This window comes from Granulicella mallensis, from assembly GCF_014203225.1.
In the GTDB taxonomy this organism is placed as follows: Bacteria; Acidobacteriota; Terriglobia; order Terriglobales; family Acidobacteriaceae; genus Granulicella; species Granulicella mallensis_A.
The window spans coordinates 51033-74980 of sequence record NZ_JACHIO010000022.1 but is presented as its reverse complement, the minus strand read 5'-3'; the positions used below and the strand labels follow the sequence as shown (position 1 = coordinate 74980).

16 protein-coding genes and 2 tRNA genes are annotated in these 23948 nt (G+C 57.9%); 13 read left to right on the top strand and 5 right to left on the bottom strand.

Annotation, left to right across the window (positions count from 1 at the left end; genetic code table 11):
• Positions 1-63: 63 nt before the first annotated feature.
• Positions 64-140 (bottom strand) — tRNA-Asp (locus tag HDF15_RS21205).
• Between the two features lie 302 nt (positions 141-442).
• Positions 443-994 (bottom strand): hypothetical protein, encoded by a 552-nt coding sequence (locus HDF15_RS21200; RefSeq protein ID WP_184259223.1) that lies wholly within the window; start codon positions 992-994, stop codon positions 443-445.
• A gap of 141 nt (positions 995-1135) precedes the next feature.
• Here HDF15_RS21200 and HDF15_RS21195 point away from each other — a divergent pair, with 141 nt between their 5' ends.
• The 6 genes from HDF15_RS21195 to HDF15_RS21170 all read left to right on the top strand — a co-directional run bounded on the left by HDF15_RS21195 (position 1136) and on the right by HDF15_RS21170 (position 14726).
• Positions 1136-1699 carry a cytochrome c gene (locus HDF15_RS21195; protein WP_184259221.1) on the top strand — a complete coding sequence of 188 codons (564 nt, stop codon included), beginning with the start codon at positions 1136-1138 and terminating at the stop codon, positions 1697-1699.
• A gap of 338 nt (positions 1700-2037) precedes the next feature.
• Entirely contained in the window at positions 2038-5013 is a 2976-nt protein-coding gene (locus tag HDF15_RS21190) for a sensor histidine kinase (RefSeq protein ID WP_184259219.1), read from the top strand.
• On the top strand, positions 5010-5651 hold the full coding sequence (locus tag HDF15_RS21185) for a response regulator transcription factor (protein WP_311733169.1): 642 nt from the start codon (positions 5010-5012) through the stop codon (positions 5649-5651). Before HDF15_RS21190 ends, HDF15_RS21185 begins: the two co-directional genes overlap by 4 nt.
• A gap of 300 nt (positions 5652-5951) precedes the next feature.
• A complete protein-coding gene (locus HDF15_RS21180) occupies positions 5952-10493 on the top strand; it encodes an Ig-like domain repeat protein (protein WP_184259217.1) in 4542 nt (1513 codons plus the stop codon).
• Positions 10494-10642: 149 nt separating this feature from the next.
• A complete protein-coding gene (gene zwf / locus HDF15_RS21175; RefSeq protein ID WP_184259215.1) occupies positions 10643-12055 on the top strand; it encodes a glucose-6-phosphate dehydrogenase in 1413 nt (470 codons plus the stop codon).
• 136 nt (positions 12056-12191) lie between these two features.
• Positions 12192-14726, top strand: coding sequence for a glycoside hydrolase family 31 protein (locus tag HDF15_RS21170; protein ID WP_184259213.1), 2535 nt, complete (start codon positions 12192-12194; stop codon positions 14724-14726).
• A gap of 194 nt (positions 14727-14920) precedes the next feature.
• Here HDF15_RS21170 and HDF15_RS21165 read toward each other — a convergent pair whose 3' ends face one another.
• From HDF15_RS21165 to HDF15_RS21155, 3 genes are all read right to left on the bottom strand, one after another.
• On the bottom strand, positions 14921-16150 hold the full coding sequence (locus HDF15_RS21165) for a Gfo/Idh/MocA family protein (protein ID WP_184259211.1): 1230 nt from the start codon (positions 16148-16150) through the stop codon (positions 14921-14923).
• A gap of 26 nt (positions 16151-16176) precedes the next feature.
• Entirely contained in the window at positions 16177-17223 is a 1047-nt protein-coding gene (locus HDF15_RS21160; RefSeq protein WP_184259209.1) for an FAD:protein FMN transferase, read from the bottom strand.
• Positions 17224-17533: 310 nt separating this feature from the next.
• The gene (locus HDF15_RS21155; protein WP_184259207.1) at positions 17534-18517 is read right to left on the bottom strand and encodes a sugar phosphate isomerase/epimerase; all 984 of its coding nucleotides are present in this window, start codon (positions 18515-18517) and stop codon (positions 17534-17536) included.
• A gap of 266 nt (positions 18518-18783) precedes the next feature.
• Between HDF15_RS21155 and HDF15_RS21150 the strand changes: the two genes are divergently transcribed.
• The 7 genes from HDF15_RS21150 (at position 18784) to HDF15_RS21120 (ending at position 23879) form a co-directional block, all read left to right on the top strand.
• Positions 18784-20106 (top strand): Gfo/Idh/MocA family protein, encoded by a 1323-nt coding sequence (locus HDF15_RS21150; protein ID WP_184259205.1) that lies wholly within the window; start codon positions 18784-18786, stop codon positions 20104-20106.
• Positions 20107-20157: 51 nt separating this feature from the next.
• A tRNA-Val gene (locus HDF15_RS21145) sits at positions 20158-20234 on the top strand.
• Between the two features lie 110 nt (positions 20235-20344).
• On the top strand, positions 20345-20512 hold the full coding sequence (locus HDF15_RS21140; RefSeq protein WP_184259203.1) for a hypothetical protein: 168 nt from the start codon (positions 20345-20347) through the stop codon (positions 20510-20512).
• Positions 20513-20515: 3 nt separating this feature from the next.
• Positions 20516-21196: a hypothetical protein gene (locus HDF15_RS21135; RefSeq protein WP_184259201.1), complete on the top strand. Its 681-nt coding sequence runs from the start codon at positions 20516-20518 to the stop codon at positions 21194-21196.
• Between the two features lie 216 nt (positions 21197-21412).
• Positions 21413-22063 (top strand): acyl carrier protein, encoded by a 651-nt coding sequence (locus tag HDF15_RS21130; RefSeq protein ID WP_184259199.1) that lies wholly within the window; start codon positions 21413-21415, stop codon positions 22061-22063.
• 541 nt (positions 22064-22604) lie between these two features.
• A complete protein-coding gene (locus HDF15_RS21125) occupies positions 22605-22874 on the top strand; it encodes a hypothetical protein (protein ID WP_221314547.1) in 270 nt (89 codons plus the stop codon).
• A gap of 261 nt (positions 22875-23135) precedes the next feature.
• On the top strand, positions 23136-23879 hold the full coding sequence (locus HDF15_RS21120; RefSeq protein ID WP_184259197.1) for an SOS response-associated peptidase: 744 nt from the start codon (positions 23136-23138) through the stop codon (positions 23877-23879).
• Positions 23880-23948 lie beyond the last annotated feature (69 nt).

Below are 23948 nucleotides of genomic sequence, written 5' to 3'. Positions count from 1 at the left end.
ATATCAAACCCGCGACCTTTGTCTTTTTTGGGGTCACTCATCATTCTAAGCTCTTTAGAATGATGGCGGGGACGACGGGGCTCGAACCCGCGACCTCTGCCGTGACAGGGCAGCGCTCTAACCAACTGAGCTACGTCCCCTCTGGTTTGCGTCAACTTCTGCAAGCTACAGAGTGTACTAAATTCCTTGCTGTCCACACTTTCGCCTGCTTCTACAGACGACCGCGAACCACGAAACTGTCACCGTTCCGTTGATTCAATTGTAGCAAAGATTTTCCTTTTGCCCCACGTTGGCGAGCGTTCCTCCTGTGGAATCAGAAAGATTCCCTGCTCCGCAAGTACCGTGACGGAGGCTACGTATCTTAGAGAGCTCAGGCGTGGCTTTGTTTCTTACGCCTCTCAGCCCATGCTTACCTATATGGACTGCTTTCGATTGCTGATGGTTATTTGCTGGGAGCGATGCTCATGATGTTGAGATCGGTAAGACCATGAACCCAGCGAGCGGGCTTCGCGTCGACGGTGTTGATCAGCTCGATGGCGCCGCCTTCCGTATTGGGCAGCCCGGACTTCATCACCGCAATAATGACCTGGCCCGTGCTGAAGCTGGGCTCGACCTCCGCAACCGAGTAAAGAACGAAGTAGTGGTCGGAACCCGTGGCAATGAGGCTCGAATGCAGGATGAGCGGCTGAGTCTCGCGCGAGGCCTTGAGCCCCACGCGAGCAAGCACATCGGCGAGCAACGGCCCTGTGTAGGTCTCATCGGTGTTGCGATGCGCGTTGTGCACGTGCAGAGTAACCTGCGGCAGATTGAGCAACTCTTCAATCGTGAGAGTGATGGTCTTTCCCTCGAAGGATACATTGATGCTCTTCGAAGGCGGGACAGGCGGCTTAGCAGGCTCCATCGCAGTGTCGCCACCCTGCTTCGAGGGAGCTTGAGCGGCGATGGACAGCGGCGCGAGAGCGAGGATGAGAGCGGCAACCGTGATGAGCTTCATACGGGAAAGGTAAACTAGCAAACGGGGAGCCGTATATAGCGTGGTATCTGGAACCCAAACCATCAGGATTGAGCGTCAAGCTCTCAGGAACTCAGCCGCCGTGTAGAGCGCGGCCTCTGTCGCATCAAGGAAATGAATTAAATGGCTAAAGCTCGAAGCAATAAAGGTATTGGCAAGTTTTTTCTGGGAGTCGCCGTCACAATCGTTCTTTTCGCCATTGGGTTTTTCCTGTACCTCAAATTCGGTCCGCATCCGGTCGCTGTCGCCGATGCGCCCTTCCCCTTCGAACGACAGGTGGTCAAGACGCCTCTGAAGGCGCGCATCAAACGCCAGATGCAACCTGCTCCCTTCGGTATCAGTGAGGATGTCTTCGAAGAAGGCGCGCATATCTATCAGGCTCAATGCTCGATGTGCCACGGCATCCCTGGCCATGACTCCCTGCTTGCAAAACACATGTATCCCGCTGCTCCCCAGCTCTGGAAAAAACATGGTCCTCATGGAGTAGTTGGCGTCAGCGACGATGAGGCCGGTTCCACCTACTGGATCGTGGCCAATGGCATCCGTCTCACGGGTATGCCATCTTTCACGCACGTCCTCTCCGACAGAGAGATGTGGGAGGTAAGCCTTCTGCTGAAGAACGCCGATCAAGAACTGCCCGACCCCGTCAACCAGATCCTCAACGGACCAGTAGCCAGCAAGCCCTAGAGTTTCGAACTTCTCTGCGCAGACATATCTTCATTCCAAAAAACGTGAAAACCCGCATCGCTGTTGGGTATTAACCGATAGGAAGGGCGCCGCGGATTCCTTTGATCCTCCGCTCTTTCACTGATGTCTTCCGCGTTTATTCCTGCCTTGGCAATTGCCTGTTATAGGCCTGCGCTTGCATTGTCGCAATCTAAAGGGCTAAGTTGTACCCATTGCAGGGACAAATTAGCGCATCATCGGGCGAACAGCGAGGCAGGCTGGGAGCGAAGCTGGCTCTCATGGCTTTGCTATGGGCTTCTGCCGGCTGTTGCCTGCGCGGGCAACAGCCGGTGCAACCAATGTTGCTGCGACATCAGGCCTTGAGCACCTGGACGACCGAGCAGGGTCTCCCCCAGGAGTTCATCACCGCCATCACGCAGACGCCGGACGGTTTTCTATGGATTGGAACCTATGGTGGCCTCACTCGTTTCGATGGACTACACTTTCACACCTTCGTCCATGACGCTCCGGCAGCGCTGCATGGAAACACCAGCAGCCTTGCCGTAGATAAAAACGGTGCCCTGTGGATAGGTACATCTACCGGCCTATTCCTCTACCGGAATCATCTCTTCCAGCCAATCCGAAAGCCGGGTAATCCGCAAAGTCCACGGGCTGTCTCTCAGATTTTGCCACGCAGGGCGGGCGGGGTCTGGGTACAGAGTAAGTCGGAGATCCTGTGGGCAGATGACGATGGAGCCCATACTGAATCGCTTCCGATCCCTGCCAATGAGGTGCTCGATCTTTGCGAAGACGACGGAGGACGACTATGGCTTGCCCTGCACGATCGCGTTGTCGTTCTACAGAGCGGTAAGATCGCAGGTTCGTATCCCCTTCCTAAAGTACAACTGCTGTATCGCGCACCCGATGGCCGCCTCTTCGCCGGCGACGGCCACCATCTCTTTCTCTTCACGAACGAACGCTTCGTCAATCAGCCACACAGCGGGACAGAGGAGTTCATCCAGATACTGATCGATCGTCATAACAATCTCTGGATGGCGAGTGGAGGGCTGCAGGGCATCAGCCGGCTTGCTGCAGGAACGATGGAGATGCTGGGGAAAGATACGGGACTTACCAGCAACGACGTTCGCGTTTTATTTGAAGACCGCGATGGCGATCTCTGGATTGGAACCATCGCAGGTCTGCAGCGTCTTCATACAGGCGTCTTCACGAGCTTCACGGCGCGCGATGGCCTGGCTCCCGGCAACAACCAATACGACGCTATCTTCGAGGATGCCAGGGATGCCATATGGGCGGGCACGCTCGAGGAAGGCATTGCGCGGTGGCAGAACGACCAGTGGAAGACCTATGGCGTCCGTGAAGGAGTCCGTCGCGGACAGGTGCGTGGCTTCGCCGAAGCGGGCGACAAACCTGTATTCGCCATGGCGGACTACGGCATCTTCGGCTGGTCTGGAAGCGATACGTCGGGCCGGTTTCGGGCTCTGCCGGATATACCTGCGGGATACGTTACAGCGCCTCTTCGAACGAAAGATGGGAGCCTCTGGTTCGGTGTACGGCGAGAGGGAGTGGTCCGGATTCTCCACGGCAAGCGAACCGTCTATGGCGCCGCCCAGGGCCTGACCGACGGTACCGTCTGGAGTCTTGCCGCTGATGCGCAGGGAGATCTCTGGGCAGGCACCGATAGCGGGCTCTTCCACTGGCACGATGAGCATTGGACCAAAGACCCACGACCTGTCCGCATGGTCTATGGAATTCTTCCGAGGCCGGACGGCAGCCTGTTTCTCGGAACCGGCGCGGGGCTAGTCTTTTACGGAACAGGCAAAGGTGCCGCAAACTGGAGCCTGAGCCAGCGCGACGGACTGCCTGGAGACGCCATCTTCGGCCTCGTTGAAGATGGACACGGAGACCTCTGGCTGACAGCCGCCGGCGGCATCTGTCGCATTCCCCGCACCCAGCTCGACCAACTGAATAGCGGCACGGCAAAACAAGCCAATCCGGAGATCTATACCCTGGCCGATGGACTCAAAAGCCGCAGTATACTTCCCATGGGACAGGTTACGGCAACGCAGGCACGCGATGGACATCTGTGGTTTGCTACAACAGCGGCGCCGGCCATGACTTCCCCTGTGTTGAAGGAAGAAGCGCCGCCACAGGCATTACTTGACGATGTCACGATCGACGAAAAACACGTGGCCCCGGACAAGCTTACGGTTCCTCCGGGACGGCATAGGCTCACCTTCAACTTCACCGCCCCCAGCTTTATCGCTCCGGAACAGATTCGATTTCGCTATCGCCTGACGGGCTGGGACAACAACTGGATTGTGGCCGATACCACGCGAGAGGCCTCGTATGTAGGGCTGCCGCCGGGACAATACTCCTTCCAGGTACAAGCGCTGGGCCGCACTGGAGAAGCAGGCCCGATCTCAGAGGCTACAGCTCTTACCCTTGAGCCCTTCTTCTGGCAGACACGCTGGTTTCTATTCGCGATGATTGCTCTCGCCGCAGGTCTTGTGATCGAGATCACCAGGCGCCGCACACAGGCCCGCGTCGAGCGACTCAACATGCGTTTCCAGGAGCGTGCCACCGAGCGCGAGCGCATCGCCTCACAGATCCATGACACGTTTATCCAGGACCTCATCGGCACGGCGTTACAGTTGGAACTCGTCGGCCTGCAGATGGAGGAAGACACGGCCGTTGCCCATCGCTCGCTCCATGACCTGGCGGCGCGATTGCGCGGTGTCATCGCGCGCAGCCGCGACATCATCTCTAACCTGCACTCGATGGCTGCGCCGGAGCAAGGGTTGGTTGAACTGCTGCAGCATGTCGACGCTGAGTTTCGCATGGCGGACGAGCCTGCCTTCGAGGTTGTAGGGGAGGGCGTCGCGATTGAACTCTCCCCCTTCATTCGCGACGAGGTCTATCGCATCTGTCGCGAGGCTTTGGCCAATGTCTTTCGTCATGCAGCGGCGAAGCATGTGCTCGTGACGGTACACTTCGGCAGTGACCTCCTCAGGATCGTCGTTGCAGACGACGGTGTAGGAATGACCGAGCAGATTCAGACGAACGGACGACCAGGGCACTTCGGGCTTTCAGGCATGCGAGCGCATGCACGCCGTATCGGAGCCAAGCTGATCGTGCAAAGCGAGTGCGATCATGGCACTCAGGTTACGCTGGAACTCGAACTGCGACAGAAGACCGCAACACGGCTCAACCAGGCAGTACGGCGTCTGCGGCAAAGGCTTCATGCTTACACTGTCATCGGAAGACAGTCCAAGGCTGAGACGGAAGTTGAACTTCCTACAAGGAGAGATGGGTGACGATCAGCCAGCTACAGGAACGCGAGACATTGAATGTCCTGATCGTCGACGATCATCCGATGGTGCGCGAAGGCCTCGCAGGCATCTTTGCCCGCTACGGCATCACCATCACGGGTCTGGCCATGAATGGCCAGCAGGCGTTCGAGATGTACCAGTCGACGCGGCCCGATATCGTGCTGCTCGACCTGCGCCTGCCCGATCAGAGCGGCATCGAGGTGCTGCGCACCTTGCGCAGAATGGATCCCGCAGCGCGTGTGGTGATGCTCACGTCCGCACAGGGAGAGGCCTCGATCTACCAGGCGATCCAGGCCGGAGCCTGCGGCTATCTGCTCAAAGGCGTCGAAGGAGCGGCACTGGCCGAACATCTTCGCCATGTGGCGGCAGGCGGCCGCGCGCTACAAGCAGAGACGGCGGAGAAGCTCGCGAGCTATGTCGCCACGCCACGATTGAGCGAGCGTGAGATCGAAGTGCTGACCCTCATCTCGCAGGGCAAGAGCAACAAGGAAGTCGCTCACATGCTCTTCGTGACGGAAGACACAGTGAAGATGCATGTGAAGAACATCCTGCACAAACTCAAGGCGCAGGATAGAACCCAGGCGGTCGTGCTCGCGATCCAGCGTGGGTTAATCGCGATGTAAGTGCTTCCTCAAGATTCTCAGCCACAAACAACCCAACTACCCGAAAGGGTAGTTTGAGTTCTACCCTTAACAGAGCGCGGCGGCGCTCGTTTCTTTTGCTACTCTCTTGGAAAGTTAACAGACTGTAACCTTCCCGGCAGCCCCTCGGCAGCCGGTCAGGACCTCTTTTCCCTGCTTCTTCCTGGAGCTGCCATGCAGCCTCCGTGGATCCCATCGAGACAGGGTTCGGCCCGGGAGTTTTATCCCGTCGCGATCTGATTTGGAGAAACGGGCCTACGCCCATCACCAGGAGGTACTCTTATGAGTTTTTTCAGGCTTCGCCGTTTTGGCTCTACGCTTTTGACCCTTTGCAGTCTAACTTTCCTCCCTGTGCATGCGCAGGTCGCCAACCAGATTACGAAGCCCGTCAACGTTGCAGTCCGGCACACGTTCACCAACACGGTTCCCGCACAGGTACGTGCGGCTTCCGACCTCGGCAAAGTATCGACGAATCTGCCCATGCAGGACATGGTCATGCTGCTCAAGGGCAACGCCATGCAGTCGGCTGCGCTGACACAATTTATCGCGGACGCGCACAATCCGAAGTCTCCCAACTATCGGCAATGGCTTACGCCCGCCGAGTTTGGCGCTCGTTTCGGAGCCTCCAACCAGGATGTGCAGATGGTGAGCAACTGGCTCTCCTCGAATGGTTTCAGTGTGACTGCGGTTGCGCGCGGCAAGAACTGGATTCGTTTCTCAGGCCAGGCGGCGCAGGTAGAGCAGGCCTTCGGAACAGAGATGCATCAGTTCTCCGTCGCGGGTAAGACTTATCACTCGAACAGTACCGAGATCTCGATTCCCGATGCGCTTTCTCCCGTGGTGTCAGGGCTCATCAGCCTCAACGATTTCGTGAAGCCCTCTTTGCACACCACCCCCGCAAAGGTAATGCGCGGCCAGAACGGACGTCTGCAGCGGGTCGCAGGCAGCACACCGGCAGGCGTGAAAACCGATGGCGGCGACTCTGCCCTTCTGGTGCAGCCTAATTTCACCTCGCAAGGCACGCCGGAAGAAGTACTTTTCGCACCGGGTGACTTCTCGCGGGTCTACAACACGCTGCCGTTGATCAGTGCAGGCACAGATGGCACAGGCGTCTCGATTGCTATTGTGGGCCGTTCCGACATCAGCCTCTCCGACGTTGAATCCTTCCGCACCATCTTCGGCCTTCCCTTCAACGATCCCACCATCATCAATGCGAACGCCGATCCTGGTGTCGTCCCGGGCGACGATGAAGAGGCGATCCTCGACCTCGAATGGTCTGGTGCAGTAGCTCCGAAGGCGAAGATCAACTACGTGGTGGGAGGAAGCACCAACACCACGGATGGTGTCGACATCTCGGCTTCCTACATCGTCGATAACGTAACAGCGCCCATCATGTCCGTCAGCTTCGGCGCATGCGAAGCTGAGATCAGCCCCACGGAATCGGACTTCTACAACTCCCTTTGGGCGCAGGCCGCAGCCGAAGGAATTACGGTATTTGTCTCCTCGGGCGATGCGGGTTCGAGCGAGTGCGACATCCCCAATGAATACATCGCCACAAACTATGGCCTCGGTGTTAGCGGTCTCGCCTCCACGCCATACAACGTCGCCGTCGGCGGCACGGAGTTTGCCGAGCCCAACATCAACACCTTCTGGAACACGACGCTGAATCCCGACCTCTCCTCCGCCAAGGGCTATGTGCCGGAGGCAGTGTGGAACGAGAGCTGCAATCCGAACCTGCCGATCGGCCCGGACAACTGCTACTTCGATCCAACCGCTGAAGGTACGTATGCCGGTGCCGGGGGCGCCAGCAACTGCTCGCAGCATCCTGATGGCGCCAGCCCCAACATACTCACAGGCCTCTATGCCTGCTCGGGCGGTTACCCAAAACCCAGCTGGCAGACTGGCAAGGGAGTACCCACGGATGGCGCGCGCGATCTGCCTGACGTCTCGTTGGCCGCGGCTCAGGCACACGATGGCTTCCTGATCTGTTACGACGGCTCGTGTCAGTACACGACCAACCCTGACGGCTCCATCACCCTGGACTCTGCAACCATCATCGGCGGCACCTCGGCTGCGTCGCCTTCCATGGCCGGAATCATGGCTCTGGTCGAGCAAAAGAACGGCAGCTTCCAGGGACAGGCAAACTACAAGCTCTATCAACTGGCCGCCGCACAGCCCTCTTCTCTGGACTGCAACTCCAGCGACGCCACCGATCCCACTCAGAGCAACGCCTGCGTCTTCCACGACGTCACAGCCGGTTCAAATGCACTGAGCTGCTTGCTGCGCAACAAAGGCGACTGCTCGGTGCCTGTGGCAGGCAGCACCTCTTACGGCATTCTCGATGGCAACAGCGCGGGCGCTGGATATGACCTCGCCAGCGGCCTCGGTTCCATAAATGCAGCTAATCTTGTCAGCGCATGGGGCAACGCGACTACGGCCGCCTCGAACACCAGCCTGACTGTTTCGCCGCTGACCTTCGCGCACGGCGCCAAGGTCCAGGTAACCTCTGTCGTCACACCTGCGACCGGCTCCGGCACACCTACCGGCACCGTGATCCTCAAGGCCAGCAACAGCACCACGGGGCCGGTTGAAACTGGAACCCTGACCTCGGGCACCTACTCCGCCTCAGTAAACGACCTGCCAGGCGGCACCTACAACCTCACTGCGAACTATGGTGGTGATGGAAGCTACAGCCCCAGCGTTTCGTCGCCTGTTTCTCTGACGGTAACGCCCGAAGCCAGCACACTGACTCCGACCTCCCTTGCGCCGAGCCGATTCTTTATCCTCGGCAGACAACCGATCTTACCCACCACCTCCGTCGCGCTCGGCACGAACTTCTTTCTGCAGGTCGCCATTGCAGGAGCCAGCGGCATGGGTGTGCCCACCGGAACAGTCGCCCTCTCCGATGGAACCAAAACTTTTGGTACTTATCCGGTGAGCGGAGGACAGATCTATGTCACCTGCGGACCGAACACGGAATGCGACTATCCGATCGGCACCTATACCTTCACAGCTACCTACTCGGGTGACAGCAGCTTCAACGCATCGAAAGTTACATTCCCGGCGTTCAACATCACCAAGGGATCAATTTTCTATTCTGTCGGCGTCAGCAATCAGCTGCCCTCAGCAGGCTCAATAGTCATAGCTAGTGTGTACTTCGGTTTTGACCCTGCCGTCGTTCCCACCGGCACTGTCACTCTTAACCGTCAGGACACCGGAGCGACGCTGGGCACAGGCACCATCAACTCCAGTGGCGTAGCAACGATTCACTTCGCCGCGCCCGCCGGCACGTACTTTGTAACCGCAAGCTGGCCCGGCGATACCAACTACATCAGCGGCGGTCTCTCCTCCTATCCGGAGATCATCACAAGCGGCTCAGGTACGACAGGAAGCATAACAACGCTGGTCTCAGCCGCTACAAAGGCAACGCTTGGGCAGAGAACCTCATTCACAATCACAGTGAAACCTGCACAGGCCAAATCAGGTGCACCGACACCCACCGGAACCATCACGCTGTACACCCCAACAGGACAGGCAGCAAACCCCGTCAACCTTACGGGCGGAACTGTCATAACCTTCTATGAGTGGGACCTGGCGGGATCGCAGAGTGTCTACGCCGTATACTCCGGCGACAACACTTATGCCGGCAGCAGCAGCCCCCTTGCCGCCCTCACGGTTTCGAAAGCCACTCCTACCCTCAGCCTGACTTCGATCGCAAGCTATGTCGCAGTCGGCGCACAAACCAGTGTGACCGGATCGCTTCTAAGCTCTCTATCAGGCACCAATGCTGTTGCACCCAGCGGAAGCATTCAGTTCTATGACTCCGTCGGAGGCGCAACCGCAACAGCCATCGGCAATCCGCAGGCACTGAATACAGGCAATGGGAATGCCATCGTCGCAACACTGGCTCCCGTTCTCACGGCCGGAGTCCATACGGTCACGGCAGTGTATTCGGGCGATGCCAACTGGGCTACGGTCACCTCCAAGCCAGTGACCCTCACCGTAACAACGCCTGACTTCACCAGCGTCGCGACCCCCAACCCGCTTACACTCGGCGCTGGAACCAACAGAGCTCTGAGCATCGCCACCACGAGCATTCTGGGCTATATCGGAACGGTAAACGTGGGCTGCGGCGGTACGTTGCCGGTAGGTGTTACCTGCACCTCTACGACCATACAGTCCGGAGCAACGGGGATCATCACCCTATCCTCCGTTGCTCCTGGCACAACGACAGCCCCGACAACAGCAGCTATGTCCCACGCCGGTTGGCTCGCGATTCCAGGAGGCATCGGATTCGCAGGCCTGCTGTTGCTGATCCTGCCCCGCTCCCGCCGCCGGCTCCATCAGCTTCCGCTGGCAATGCTGGTTCTGTCCGTGGCACTGGCCGCCACGCTCGTAGGCTGCGGCGGCACACCCCCGGCGAAGACTGGAACGACACCCCCACCGACAACGCCTCCAGCGGCGCAGGCTACAACGATTGAACTCACCTCGTCCAGCAGCAAGGCTGCGTCGGGTTCAAAGGTCCAGCTAAGCGCAATCGTCAGCGCCGACGACCCGCTGACCGGAACCATCACCTTCTACGATGGGACCACAGCCCTGGGTTCGCCGGTTACAGTAACCAAAGGCCAGGCTACGCTCTCTATCAGCACACTCACCATTGGAACGCATCCCCTTACGGCGGTATACAGCGGCGATACAAACAACCTGAAGAGCACGAGCAGTGACGTGCTGCAGCAGACCATCACCGGCCAGTTCATGCTGACCGTCAACACCACCTCAGGCACCTTGAGCCACTCGATCACGGTGCCCGCAACCCTTCAGTAACATCCCTGTAAAACACAAGAGGCCGCCGGCGAACCCGGTGGCCTCTTTGTTGCTTAACAAATCCCAAACCGCATAATCGTCCATAATCTCAGAGGGCCTTTCGGGATTTCCGCATTCCCAAGTAGCATTAAGACCCAAAGGAGAAATACGTGAGCCAAACTCATTCCGACGCGCTAGTCTTCTTCGGTGCCACCGGCGACCTTGCCTACAAAAAGATCTTTCCGGCCCTGCAATCCATGGTCAAGCACGGCACTCTTACCATTCCTGTCATCGGAGTGGCCAAGGCCGGATGGAACCTGGACCAGTTCAAGGCACGTGCCAAGGACAGCCTGGAGAAGCATGGCGGCCTCGACCAGGCAGCCTGGGAGAAGCTCAGTTCCCTGTTGCGCTACGTCGATGGCGACTATGCGGACCCCGCCACATTCTTTGCCGTCAGGAAAGAGCTTGGGACGTCCGAAAGACCGGCTCACTATCTGGCGATTCCACCGGTGCTCTTTGAGAAGGTCGTGGAGCAGTTAGTGAAATCGGACTGCGCCAAGGGTGCCCGCATGATCGTGGAGAAACCCTTTGGCCACGATCTGGCTTCGGCGCAGGAACTCGATCGCATCCTGCTGGCAGCCTTTCCGGAGCCTTCCATCTTCCGCATCGATCATTACCTAGCCAAAGGCCCCGTTCACAACATGGTGTCGTTCCGCTTTTCGAACTCGTTCCTGGAGCCACTCTGGAACCGTAACTACGTCGAAAGCGTGCAGATCACCATGGCGGAGGACTTCGGCATCCAGGGCCGGGGAGCCTTCTACGACCAGACGGGCGCCATTCGCGATGTGATCCAGAACCATATCTTCCAGGTCCTCTGCAATCTGGCCATGGAGGCTCCGGCGCGAAACGACAGCGAGGCCATGCGCGATGAGAAGGTCAAGGTGTTGAACGCCATTCCTCCCCTGGAGCCCCAGAATCTGGTTCGCGGACAATTCCGCGGCTATCTCGACGAACCGGGCGTAGCCCCGAACTCTCAGGTAGAGACCTTCGCGGCTCTTCGCCTGGAGGTAAAGTCGTGGCGATGGGATGGCGTTCCGTTCTATATTCGGGCCGGCAAGAATCTGCCGCTGACCTGCATGGAAGTCATCGCTCGGCTCCGCAAACCGCCCACCACGAACTACACCGAACCTGACGTGCCGCAGAACTACATCCGTTTCCGTATCAGCCCCGAGATGACAGTGGCCATGGCCGTCTCTGTCACCTCTCCCAACGGAGAAGGCAAACGAGAAGAGGTAGAGCTCGTAGCCACTCGTCATCCTCGCTCCAACGAGATGGAAGCCTACGAGCGAGTGCTGACCGACGCCATCGCCGGGGATGCGACGCTCTTCGCTCGACAGGACTATGTCGAAGAGGCGTGGCGTATCGTCGATCCGGTTTTGAAGACAGCAACGCCGGTCTATCCCTATGAACCCCACACCTGGGGACCGCAGGAGGCAGAACAAAACGTTGTTCCTCCTGGAGGGTGGGATATCCCCTGCGCGGAAGAGCAGGAAGACTTCCGCGTCGTAGGCCGGCGAAGCTAAGCGAACCTGCTTTATGTTTTGAAGAACAGGACACGCATCCCGAACCACCTCTACAATTGCAGCGATACATCAACCGAAGGCCGTGATCTCACCACGGCCTTCGGCCTTTTCAAGAAACTACTTTCCGGAGATATGCATGCGCGCACGAAGTGTGTCCAGGTTTGTTGTCCTTTGTGCAGGCCTGGGAGTCGCCAGCCTTCCTGCGAACGCACAGTCTCCTTCCAGCTTGCTTTCGTTCTCGCAAGTCACCTCAGCCACGCCACTACCCAACGGCATCGAGCTTCACGATGGCACGCTCGTCATGCGTATCACCGCTCTGCGCGATGACGTGCTGCGCATCCGCGCCGGACGCAACAATGCGCTCCCGGAAGACGCCTCCTGGGCAGTGCTACCCGAAGCGCGCACTGCCTCCGCAGCGGTTACGCAAGACACCGGCACAGCGACCATCGGTTTTCATACCGGCAGCCTTCGCATCGCAATGGATCGAGCTACGGGTCTGCTTACCCTGAGTGACCTTTCCGGCAAAGTGCTCCAACAGGACGCCGAACCACTGCAGTTTGAAGGCGACCGCCTACACCTCGCAAAGACTATGCCCTCCGACGAGCACTACTTCGGACTCGGCGACAAGACCGGCGCCTTCGACCGGCGTGGACAGGCCTTCCGTCTGTGGAACACCGACGCCTATGCCTGGCAGGAGTCCACCGATCCGCTCTACAAGAGCATTCCGTTCTACCTGAGCTATCGTGCGGGAACCGTGCTCGGAGTACTGATCGACAACACCTGGCCTTCGTCCTTCGACTTCGGCAAGACAGTCACCGACACCGTTCAGTACCGCGCCGACAATGGGCCTGCGGACATCTACCTGCTCTACGGGCCCTCCACCAAAAAGGTGCTTGCCAGCTATGCGTGGCTGACCGGGCCCACACCGCTGCCCCCGCTCTGGGCGCTGGGATTTCAGCAGTCGCGTTTTAGCTACATGACCCAGGCGCGTGTCCTCGAGGTAGCCGGGCGTCTACGCAGCGACAAAATTCCTGCGGACGCGATCTATACCGACATCGACTACCAGGATAGGAATCGGCCCTTCACGATCAACACCACCACCTTCCCAGACATGCCCGGTATGGTTGCCGCGCTGCACGCTGAACACTTCCATGTCATCGCAATCACCGACCTGCATATCGCGAACCAACCGGGACAAGGCTATGCTCCGTTCGACAGCGGCAGCGCAGGCGATCATTTCGTCAAGCATCCCGATGGCTCGATCTACACCGGCCCTGTCTGGCCCGGCCCCAGCGCCTTTCCCGACTTCACACGACAGCAGACGCGCCTCTGGTGGGGCACTCTCTACAAAGACTTTGATCACATGGGCATCGATGGCTTCTGGAACGACATGAATGAGCCTTCGGTCTTCACGGCCCACCTGACGATACCGGACGATGTCGTGCACCGCATCGACGAGCCCGGCTTTGCTACTCGCACAGCGACGCATCGCGAACTCCACAACGTCTACGGCATGGAGAACTCTCGCGCCACCTTCGACGGCCAGCTTGCCCTGCGGCCCGATGTGCGGCCGTTCGTGCTCACGCGAGCCTCCTATGCCGGCGGCCAGCGCTATGCCGCTACATGGACAGGCGATAACTCCGCGACCTGGAACCATCTGCGGCTCACCACCTCGATGCTGAAGAACCTCGGACTCAGCGGCTTCTCCATGGCTGGCGCGGATGTTGGCGGTTATGCCGGCACTCCAACCCCGGAGCTGCTCACCAAGTGGATTGAGATTGGAGCTTTTCAGCCGATCGATCGCGACCACGCGGAGAAAGGCACGGGCGATCATGAGCCATGGGTTGGAGGAGCGGAACAGGAAGACATTCGCCGTCACTTCATTGAGCAGCGCTACAAGCTGCTGCCCTATCTCTACACGGTGATGGAAGAGAACACCCGCACAGGTCTTCCGTTGCTGCGTCCCTTGTTTCTGGAGTTCCCCGACGCCGCGCCGGATCATCATCCTCTCGACGTCGATCTCGATGCCTCGGGCGAGTTCATGGTCGGGCCGGATCTTCTCGTCGCCGCACCACCGTTTCCCGATAAGACCGACGACTACGACGCGAAGCTTCCCTCTTCCGGCTGGTATGACTTCTGGACCGGTGCGCGCGTCGACAAAGCCGAAACGAAAGCCAGCACAGGCGGAATACAGCCTGAGGCCGCAACGGGTCCGGTATTATCCGTCGTGCATCTGCATCCCGAACTGGCGAGTCTGCCTGTCTTCGTACGTCCAGGAGCCATCCTGCCTCTCGCACCGCTTACGCAGAACACCAGCGAGCGTCCGAACGGCCCGCTGACACTCCGCGTCTTCCCCGGCCCCGAGTGCGCAGGACAGCTCTACCAGGACGACGGAACCAGCTTCGCCTACAAGCGGGGCGAGTTCCTTCGCATGAAGTTTACGTGCGACGCTTCAGCGAGGGACGGCAGCCTTGTCCTGCATATCGGAAAGCATGAGGGCAGCTACCCAGCTTGGTGGAAGGAGATCATCGTCGACGTCGAGGGTGCGGCCAAAGCACCGGCGAGTGTAACGATCAATGGCCATGCAGGAAAGTTCACATCCAGCGACAATGCGATTGTGATCGCGACGCCGGATAAGGGCGATGGGATTGAGATTGTTCTGCACGAGTAAACACAGATCTTGTTTTTCGTCGTCATCCTGAGGCGTAGCCGAAGGACCCCCGCATTGGGTAGGGCCACGAACATAATGGGCGACCATCAGGCCTGTATGCTTGCTGCTACGGGATACCGTGGTGGTGCCCAATGCGGGGGGCCTTCGCGTACCGCTCAGGATGACGACGAAAAACAAACAACAGCAAAACTGCTCTACCCTCTCATACCGGGAATCGCCATCTTGTTCTCTTCGAACACCGCATCGTGCGCGACTGCACACGCAATCGCCGCGCGAAAGCCGCAATGCACATCGGCGAAGATCTCGCGTTCCCCACGAACAGCCTCGGTAAAAGAGCGCACCGCCGCGAGCGTCGGATCTTCTGACGTAGCTGTGACCACCTTCTCGCCCGGCCCGCGATACGGCATCTCGCCTGCCGTGGAATACGACGCCCCCGTCACGACACCACGTTCAATAACTGTTTTGCTGTCTGCCTTATCCGCCGAAGGCGCATTGGAACGCTTCTTCTCGTAGTAGAAGGTCGCATCTTCAATCGTGATCTGCACACTGCCCTCCGTGCCGTAGATCCAGAGCTCGCAGCCCTGCTTCGCGTTATCGGTAATCGACGAGAAGACAAGCCGCCGCCCCTGCGAGTAGCTGAAGACAGCCTGCACATTATCGCCGACCGTGCGCCCATCGTGATAACGACAGATGCTGTTGGTGCCGATGACGCTCTGGGGCTGCTCGCCAAAGACCCAATTCGCCATATCGATGTGGTGCGAACCCAACTCCGTCCCTAGGCCGCCGGAGGTCTCACGATACAGACGCCAGTTGATAAGGTGCTCAAGCTTCCCTTCCGGGTCGGGTTGCGGCACAGCACGGCGCCAGTCTCCGTTGCGGTGCCAGTAGGCATAGATGTGCGTCGGCGTGCCGATGTCTCCTGCATGAACGCGACGGATCGCCTCCTGCGCCCACGCCGCATAGCGATACTCGTGGCCGATCTGGAAGAGCACCTTGTGGCGCGTGACCTCGGCGAGAATGTTGTGATTGTCCTCGACCGTGAAGCCCAGCGCCTTCTCGCCATAGATCGCCCGCCCGGTCTTCGCGGTGGCGATGACATGCTCCGCATGAAGCGATACCGGCGAAGCAATCAGGATGGCATCGAGATCGGTGCGAGCCAGAAGCTCATGATGGTTCGCCGTCGCGGGCACCTGTTTGCCGGCGAGACGATTCACCTGCTCGTAGCGCGGCGGATAGATGTCACAGATCGCTTCCACAGAGACTCCAGGCACGCGGAGAAACTGGCGAAGGTCTTCCTGCCCACGACTCCCGGCACCGATGACACCGAGGCGAACCGGCTTGACCGCCGGTGTTGCGGCACGGGCGATGGTCGTGGAGGCGAGAGCGGCGGCAGAGGCGGATTGCAGAAAGTCTCGACGGTTCATAGATACCCTTGAATTCATAAATTTTGTCAGAGGGAGCAACGCTTGGAGTCGATCGCTACGCCCCAGTGAAACATCGTGCAATGAGGATGCCCCGCATCGCCGGAGACGATGAGAGCGCGAGCTTCGGGAGCATACTTCTTCAGAGTCTCTACACTCTGCCCGGGCGTCTCCACAAAGATTACATTCGAGAGCGCATCGCTTGCCGTGGCAGAGGGATCGACGATGCTGACCTGAATGCGTCCTTCTACGGGCCGCATCGTGCGAGGGTCCATGATGTGGCAGTAAAGATGACCGGCCACTGTAAAGTTCTTCTCGCTGCAGTTGGCGCTGGAGAGCGAAGTATCGCGCAGCGTGATGACCGACAGGCTGTCATGTGAAGGCAGAGGCCCCGGCACCACGACCCGCCACCCTGCAAGATGGGGCGGAGCACCCAGGGCATAGAGCGTGCTGCTACCGGCCGAAAACATCGCGGCGACAACATGCTGCGCACGCAAAATGCGCACCGCCGCATCGACTGCAAAACCCTTGCCGATACCGCCGGGATCCAGTTCCACCCCAGGCAAAGTGAAGTGCACGGTGCGCGCAGCGGGATCGAGTTGCACCTTCTCCCAACCCGTTGCCGCCCGCAACTGCCGCAGTTCTTCCTCGGGAGGAATACGTCCGCTATGGCGATAGAACCCCCACGCCTTCATCAGCCGGCCAACGGTGATGTCGAAGGCTCCATCGCTGGCGCTGCTCCAGTGCTCCGACTGCGTAAGGAAGTCCAGCATCTCCGGGTCTGTGGTTACAGGCGACGCAGCCGCATTCTGGTTGATGCGTGAGAGTTCGCTGGAATCCCGATAGTTCGAAAGCAGTTGCTCGACGCGATCCACCTCATCGAACACCTCCTCTGAAGTCTCCGCAGCGACAGCCGCATCCGCGCTGTAGAGATACAGCGTGAACTCCGTACCCATGGCTGGGTGCGTCGTCGTATAGAGCGTAAGAGGCCGAGGCGCAACGGCTTTCGCCACGGGTGTCGTAGCAAAAGCCGCCATCATCAGCGTGGTCGCGAATTTGCGCTTGATCGCTTGCATCTTGCCGACCTTCGAACCTCATCCTCACTGAATTTGAAATGGACTTGCGGTTGCCATTAAGTTTGCGGTTGCCTTTGAATTTGTTACTTCAGGCTTTGCTGTTGCCCCTGTTTTTGCTGTTGTCTTTCGGAGTAGCCGGGGCCTTTAGGCCCCGGAATAAAAGCCCCGCAAGAAAGGGCTTTAGCCCTGGGCTTCTTTCCTGTGCCCAACGAAAGGCCCAGGGCTAAAGCCCATAAAAGTTGTGCCCTGTTTCCGCGGCCTAAAGGCCGCTACTACTCCGAAAAACAACAGCAAGTTCCTTAATCAGTCCTTAGCAGCTAATCCCAGCCTTGCCCAGACAATCCTTCAGCCCCTTCATGCTGATGCGGGTCGAAGACTCGGCGATGGCGTCCGGCGTGTCTCCGGGCCCCCCACGCCAATGCGTCTCCAGGCTCACGGCGTAGTGATATCCGTCACGCTTCAGCGCCTTGAACTGACCGACCCAGTCGACCAGGCCAACGTCCACAGGCTGCCATTGGAACTCAGTCTTCCCACCAGGAGTGCGCTTCACATTCTTGCAATGGACATGTCCGATGCGGTGCTTCGGCAGCTTCTCGTAGTCATTGGGATACGGCACATCGCCGGGGAAGGTCCCGGAGTTACCAAGGTCCCAGTTGAGCATGAAGTTCTTATTCGGAATGGCAGCCAGCAAAGCGGCAGCCTCTGGACCAGAGCCCGTGTTGCAAGCCATCTCGTTCTCCAACAGCAGGATCAGATCATGCTTCGCGCACTTCTCTGAAGCCTCGATCAGCTTGCGGTTGATCTCCGCACGCCACGGCTTCTGGTCCTGCAGCCGCCAGAAATCGAAACAGCGAATGCGATCGGTGCCGAATGTCTTCGACAGATCGATCAGCTTTTCCAGCAACTCATCCTGTTCCTTGTAAGGAACGTCGGAGTGAAACGTATCGTGAGGCGTACCCGATTTCGAACTGGGAGCGCCCGGCAGATCCGTCTTGAAAAGCGGGCTGGCCAGATCGGTGACCTTCAGGTTGTACTTCGCGAGAATCTTCTTCGCCTCCGCCACCTGGTCCGCGCTTGCATCTGTAAGGCTCTTGCCCCACAGCGTGCGAATCTCGATCCAGCTCAGTCCAAAATCATGCGCGGCGATATGACAGGAGCGCTCGAAGTCCGTGCCGATCTCATCGTTGATCACCGCAAGACGAAAGGGGCACGTCTGCGTCTTCTGCGCGATCATCTTCGTCGACACGGCCGCAGCCGCCACCCCCAGGACAAACTCTCTTCGCGAAACCGCCATACACTTCCCTCCAGATTGCTGGGATCGATACCAGTCCTCAGAATTCTGTCACAGGTGAGAATGAGTTGTCTTCCAGCACTGATTGAAGGGGTGCACAGGTGAAACGATCCAGCCTCCTACTTGAAAACCGCTTGAATATCGAACGCAATTTGAAAAGACCTTGGCGGTGATGTAACGTTATCCCGCAAGAAAGTTTGTTCTATCTCAGCGCGCCACATCGGCGTCGCCCGCAACGACAACCGAAAAGAACCCTCCAAGGAGGAACCGTGATCTCTCGACGTGAATTTACCGGCACCCTGGCTGCAGGAGCAGCAACCCTCGCCGTCGCATCCTCGGCGAAAAGCTATGCCCAGATTGCAGGCGCAAACGACCGCGTAAACTTCGCCGTCATCGGGCTGAATGGCCGCGCCTATGCTCATCTCTCCGCGCTCAAGGCGAACCAGGCCACCTCTCGCATCACTCACGTGTGCGACGTCGAAAGCAACATCCTCGATAAATTCGCCGGCGCCACCCAGAAGGAACTCGGCTATGCACCCGCCACCGCGAAGGACTTCCGTAAAGTCCTCGCCTCCAAGGATGTGGACGCGATTACCATCGCTACCCCCGACCACTGGCACGCCCCCATGGCCATCCTCGGCCTCGAAGCCGGCAAGCACGTCTACGTGGAGAAGCCCTGCAGCTACAACCCGCACGAGGGCGAACTTCTCGTCGCTGCCCAGAAGAAGTACGGCAAGCATGCCCAGATGGGCAATCAACAGCGCTCTTCGCCGCACACGATCAAGATCGTCGGCGACATCCACAACGGCCTGATCGGCAAGGCCTACATGGCCTCAGCCTGGTATGCGAACAACCGCAAGTCCATTGGCGTCGGGAAGGAAGTTCCGGTTCCCTCCACCCTGGACTGGGAGCTCTGGCAGGGGCCGGCACCGCGCAAGCCGTATCACGACAACTACCAGCCCTATAACTGGCACTGGTTCAAGCACTGGGGCACCGGAGAAACCCTGAACAACGGCACCCACGAGGTCGATGTCTGCCGCTGGGCCCTCGGGGCCGAGTTCCCCAACAGCGTCGAAGCCTCAGGCGGACGCTATGCCTTCTCGGACGATTGGCAGTTCTACGACACGCTCTCCGTCAACTGGAAGTACGACGACAAGCTAATCACCTGGGAAGGCCGCTGCTGCAATCCCATGAAGCGTTACGACCGCGACCGCGGCGCCCTCATCATGGGAACCAACGGCTCGGTCATCGTGGATCGCGACGGCTACGAGGTCTACAACGGCGGTGGCAAGAAGACGGACGAGTTCAAGGTCAGCACGCAGAAGACCTCCTCCTCCGACCTCACCGGCAAGGACTCGATGACGGACGCCCACTTCGGCAACCTGATCGCAGCCATCCAGAAGGGCGAGGCGCTGCATTCGCCGGTCTCGCAGGGCTACGTAGCTGTCACCATGCTGCAGTTGGCAAACTACGCCTGGGAGACCAACCGCGTCCTGAAGCTCGATCCGGCCAATGGACACATCGTGAACGACCCTGCGGCACTCGCCCTGACCCGGCGCGAGTACGAAAAGGGCTGGGAGCCAAAGCTCTAAATTTGGCGCACAGCCCTTCTCTGTCCTACACTAGATAAGTTCGCTCAAAGCGGGCGGTTAGCTCAGTTGGTTAGAGCGCCTGCCTTACAAGCAGGATGTCGGGGGTTCGAGTCCCTCACTGCCCACCATTTTCATTTTCAATGTTTTATGCGGGTTTCCGTCCTAGCCGAAAGTCTATGGCAGGATATCAACGACCGCAAGGCTCCCGGCCCCTATCAAATCATCAGAAGAAGGATCTATGAACACTTACGTGGTGACGCCACCGTCGGGTGCCGGTGATCCATTCGAAGTCAAAGCGCACGATCATTGGGTTTCTAAAGACAACATAATCATTTTTGCGGATGCAAACAATGAAACTGTCGCTACCTACCTAGCCCATCCCGGCACTCTTGTCATCAAGAAGTAAACGATGGTCCAGCATCCATATCTATACCAACTGCAACATCCGTGGCATTGGCTCACCTACGGTCAGAACGCCACAGCTCTAGGAATAATCCTCGGCTCCGTTCTCAGTGTGTTGACTGTGTGGGTCTTGGCAAAGACCCTTGTCGCGGTTAATGCTCAGGCACTGGCCGCTAGAATGCAGGCAGACGCCGCAATCGAGCAGGTAGCAGCAGCGAAATCATCTACATCTGTATCAGACGCACAACGCATAGCAACAGAAGAGAGCGCCTTAGCCGAAAGAGCACATAACGCACTCATCCGCGTTCAACTTCTCAATGAAATGCGGCCTGTGTTAGTTGTCGGCAAGCGTCCGCATCCCACGATGAGCGGCACCCTCCAAAACATCGTGTCGAATCACGGACAAGGTGTCGCACTCGATATAGTTTTCAATTATCGGGACACCACTCGGGACGCAATTTCGCTCAACCAAAATATTCTAGGCCCTAGTGAAAGCGTGGTCCTTCACATGGACTTGCAGAGAGTTGCGTTAGCCGGGCTTCAAGCTCGTTACCTATCACAAGATGGGCGTTATTTCGCAACAACAGCGCTCCTTGTGAACCAGGAATTCGTCTCATCAGCCTTCGAAGTGAATGAAAAGGGCGGCTGGCTAGAAACACCTAAGATCCCACTCGACGAAGAGAGCTAGGCTTTGCAAGCGATGATTAGAGTTCTCATAGTGACACCTCGGAACCGCTCATACGCTCAACTTCATAATGACGCGCTCATAGGCAGCGAGGAAATGCGGATACTTCGATAGCTCCGCTTGAAGGTCCGCCGTCGCGCGGTTAGGCATGGCGGCAGGTCAAGTCGAGCGAGCATACATTTGACGGTTGGATGTTGGTGCAGCACAAGGATGGAGAGCATGGCCCAAGACGAGCAACGTATCCGGCTAACACCGAAAGAATGGCTCTTATTCGTAATCGGCTCGGGTATTGCTCTCGCCGCGTTTAGAGCAGACGACGCCGTAGTAGTGGCCGTGATGCTAACGGTGTCCGCTGCCGCCTTCGTTTTGCTCTGTGTATTGCATGCAGGATCTAGATTCTGGCGCACCATCGGTGCGTTGGTGCTTGTCGGCATACTGGCAATCGTGGGTTGGCGCGACTTGCGAGAAAAGCCTCAATCCATCGCCCTGGCCCCCAACCCCGGCGACACCCAATCATCAAATATCACGATAGCGCCAAATCCGAGCGTGAAACTCAGTGGCACCTCAACACCGTCGCCGAGCAAGCCTGGCACCGCACCGAAAAGGGTCGCTACGACACAGGATGAAATCACTCAACTCCTGGTTGAGCAACTGCAGATAGACGCAGCTAAGATCAAACCCGACTCTGACTTGGTTTTAGACCTAGGAGCGTCTCCCTTGGACAAAACCGAGATCATCATGCAAATCGAGGAAGCATACGGCCTACAGATACCTTCGAGTGATAAACAGGCTCTAAAAAGCGTGGGGGATCTTGTGAACTATATAGACAAACACCGAAGGCACTCTACAACTTCAGCAAGGCCCCGCTAAGGCTACTAACTCAATAGCAAACTCATCCGCTCATGCACCGCTTATATATCGGTTCGCATATCGCCGCGTCATATCTAGCGTGCTATACCCGAATACCTTTTGCAGATGGAACACTGAACAGCCGCGCCGCAGATAGTTCACAGCGAACCCACGATTTACCGTTACTGTAAAGACTGGAAGCGAAGTCCTGGTATGTTGGCTAGAATGCCTGCTTTCAAGCAGGATGTCGGGGGGGGGGGCGAATCCCTAACTGCAACTATTTTCGTCTGCAACCACAAATGGTTGCAGAACACGCAGCAGCATCACTGCCACCATCTCTTTTTCAAGTCATTGGAAAACAGCCTCCTCCATATGGGGTCTGTTTTCCTGTCTTGCCTCGATTTACTGGAAAACGATGCGAAAAGTCCCTGCTAGATCTCCCTGGTGAGCAGTTCATCAAGCTGAAGAGACAAGCCTGCACCAAACAAGGTTCTTTCCACCTCGCGGTGTCTCGCGTAATCATGGCGTGGACTCCCAAAAGGCAATTATCGGAGGTAACACCTTGGCAACGAAGAAAGCTGCAAAGAAAGCCGTAAAGAAGTCCCCAGCAAAGTCGCTCATGTACATCGGGGCCTACAACGCCCTGCCACCAAAGAAAGCATCGGCAAAGAAGGCCGTTGCGAAGAAGGCAGTGAAGAAAGCCCCAGCGAAGAAAGCCGTCAAGAAAGCGACTGCGAAGAAAGCTGCCAAGAAGACAACAGCCGTTACAGGTCGTTGGACCGACATGAGACCACTGTCCCTCGCAAAAAGGCTCCAGCAAAGAAAACCGTAAAGAAAGCAGTCAAAAAGGGCCTCGTAAAGAGCCGTATAGAAAGGCACGACAGCCTTTACCTCGACGGCAATCCTTACTCGGGCAAGTGACCGGACTTAGTGACTAGACCGTCCCAAATTGCAGTACAGGCAAGCAAAACGCCCGGCAGCCTCTCATGAGGGCCGGGCGATTTTGCGTCTCAGGTAGCTTCACTTACCACTTGCACGAATGCATCTCGTCCCTCTTCAGCGCAACCTGCCCTAAATGTAATAAGGTCTAGCCATGTGTGGCCGGTACTACAACAAACGCAAGAAACAGAAGATAGCCGAAAAGCTCCAGGCATCCAAAGCTTTTGCCGACCCCTTGCCACCGAACTACAACATCGCTCCGAGTACCTTCCAGCCCATCGTTCGCCAGGAGCGGGACAGCAGCGAACGCGAGATGGTCTTAGCCAGGTGGGGCCTGGTCCCATTCTCCGCCAGGAGCCTCGCGGACTTCAAAGGGTTCTCCACGTTCAACGCCAAAGCTGAGACACTTTCCAGCTCTCCCACCTGGAAAGCACCACTCAAGAGCCGGCGCTGCCTCATACCTGCGGATGGATTCTACGAGTGGAAGACATTAGATCAATCCAGGAAGCCCAAGAAACAGCCCTACGCTATCAGCCTCACGGACGGTGAGCCCATGGCGTTCGCTGGCCTCTGGGACGCATGGAAAGAACCCAAGACCTCACCGCAGACCGTGGACACATGGTTACAAAGCTTCTCCATCATTACCACCGAAGCCAACGAGCTTATGTCTCAGGTTCACACACGGATGCCTGTGATCCTGCGCCAGCGCGACTGGGCAGAATGGCTGGACCGTGATGGCCTTCGCCCTCCACCCTTGCATTTATTAAGACCCTACGACTCTGAAGCGATGCAGTTGAGTCCCTGCAATTCAGGGGTAGGGAATGTGAAGAATAATGGTCCGGAGATGCTGGTCTGCCCGAATCCAGACGAGCCTCTGCCCTTGCTTAATAGCCTCTGATGAAGTCGTTAAGCGGTGCTTTTCTCCATCTATCTCTTCGCGGATCATCCATCGCATACCAGATTTTTA

Excerpts from the sequence above, each read along its gene's own strand:
- HDF15_RS21155 (WP_184259207.1), bottom strand. The coding sequence starts at position 18,517 with ATGGCGGTTTCGCGAAGAGAGTTTGTCCTGGGGGTGGCGGCTGCGGCC.
- HDF15_RS21195 (WP_184259221.1), top strand. The coding sequence starts at position 1,136 with ATGGCTAAAGCTCGAAGCAATAAAGGTATTGGCAAGTTTTTTCTGGGA.
- HDF15_RS21170 (WP_184259213.1), top strand. The coding sequence starts at position 12,192 with ATGCGCGCACGAAGTGTGTCCAGGTTTGTTGTCCTTTGTGCAGGCCTG.
- HDF15_RS21180 (WP_184259217.1), top strand. The coding sequence starts at position 5,952 with ATGAGTTTTTTCAGGCTTCGCCGTTTTGGCTCTACGCTTTTGACCCTT.
- HDF15_RS21130 (WP_184259199.1), top strand. The coding sequence starts at position 21,413 with ATGGCCCAAGACGAGCAACGTATCCGGCTAACACCGAAAGAATGGCTC.
- HDF15_RS21160 (WP_184259209.1), bottom strand. The coding sequence starts at position 17,223 with ATGCAAGCGATCAAGCGCAAATTCGCGACCACGCTGATGATGGCGGCT.
- HDF15_RS21135 (WP_184259201.1), top strand. The coding sequence starts at position 20,516 with ATGGTCCAGCATCCATATCTATACCAACTGCAACATCCGTGGCATTGG.
- HDF15_RS21120 (WP_184259197.1), top strand. The coding sequence starts at position 23,136 with ATGTGTGGCCGGTACTACAACAAACGCAAGAAACAGAAGATAGCCGAA.
- HDF15_RS21165 (WP_184259211.1), bottom strand. The coding sequence starts at position 16,150 with ATGAACCGTCGAGACTTTCTGCAATCCGCCTCTGCCGCCGCTCTCGCC.
- HDF15_RS21200 (WP_184259223.1), bottom strand. The coding sequence starts at position 994 with ATGAAGCTCATCACGGTTGCCGCTCTCATCCTCGCTCTCGCGCCGCTG.
- HDF15_RS21140 (WP_184259203.1), top strand. The coding sequence starts at position 20,345 with ATGAACACTTACGTGGTGACGCCACCGTCGGGTGCCGGTGATCCATTC.
- HDF15_RS21190 (WP_184259219.1), top strand. The coding sequence starts at position 2,038 with ATGTTGCTGCGACATCAGGCCTTGAGCACCTGGACGACCGAGCAGGGT.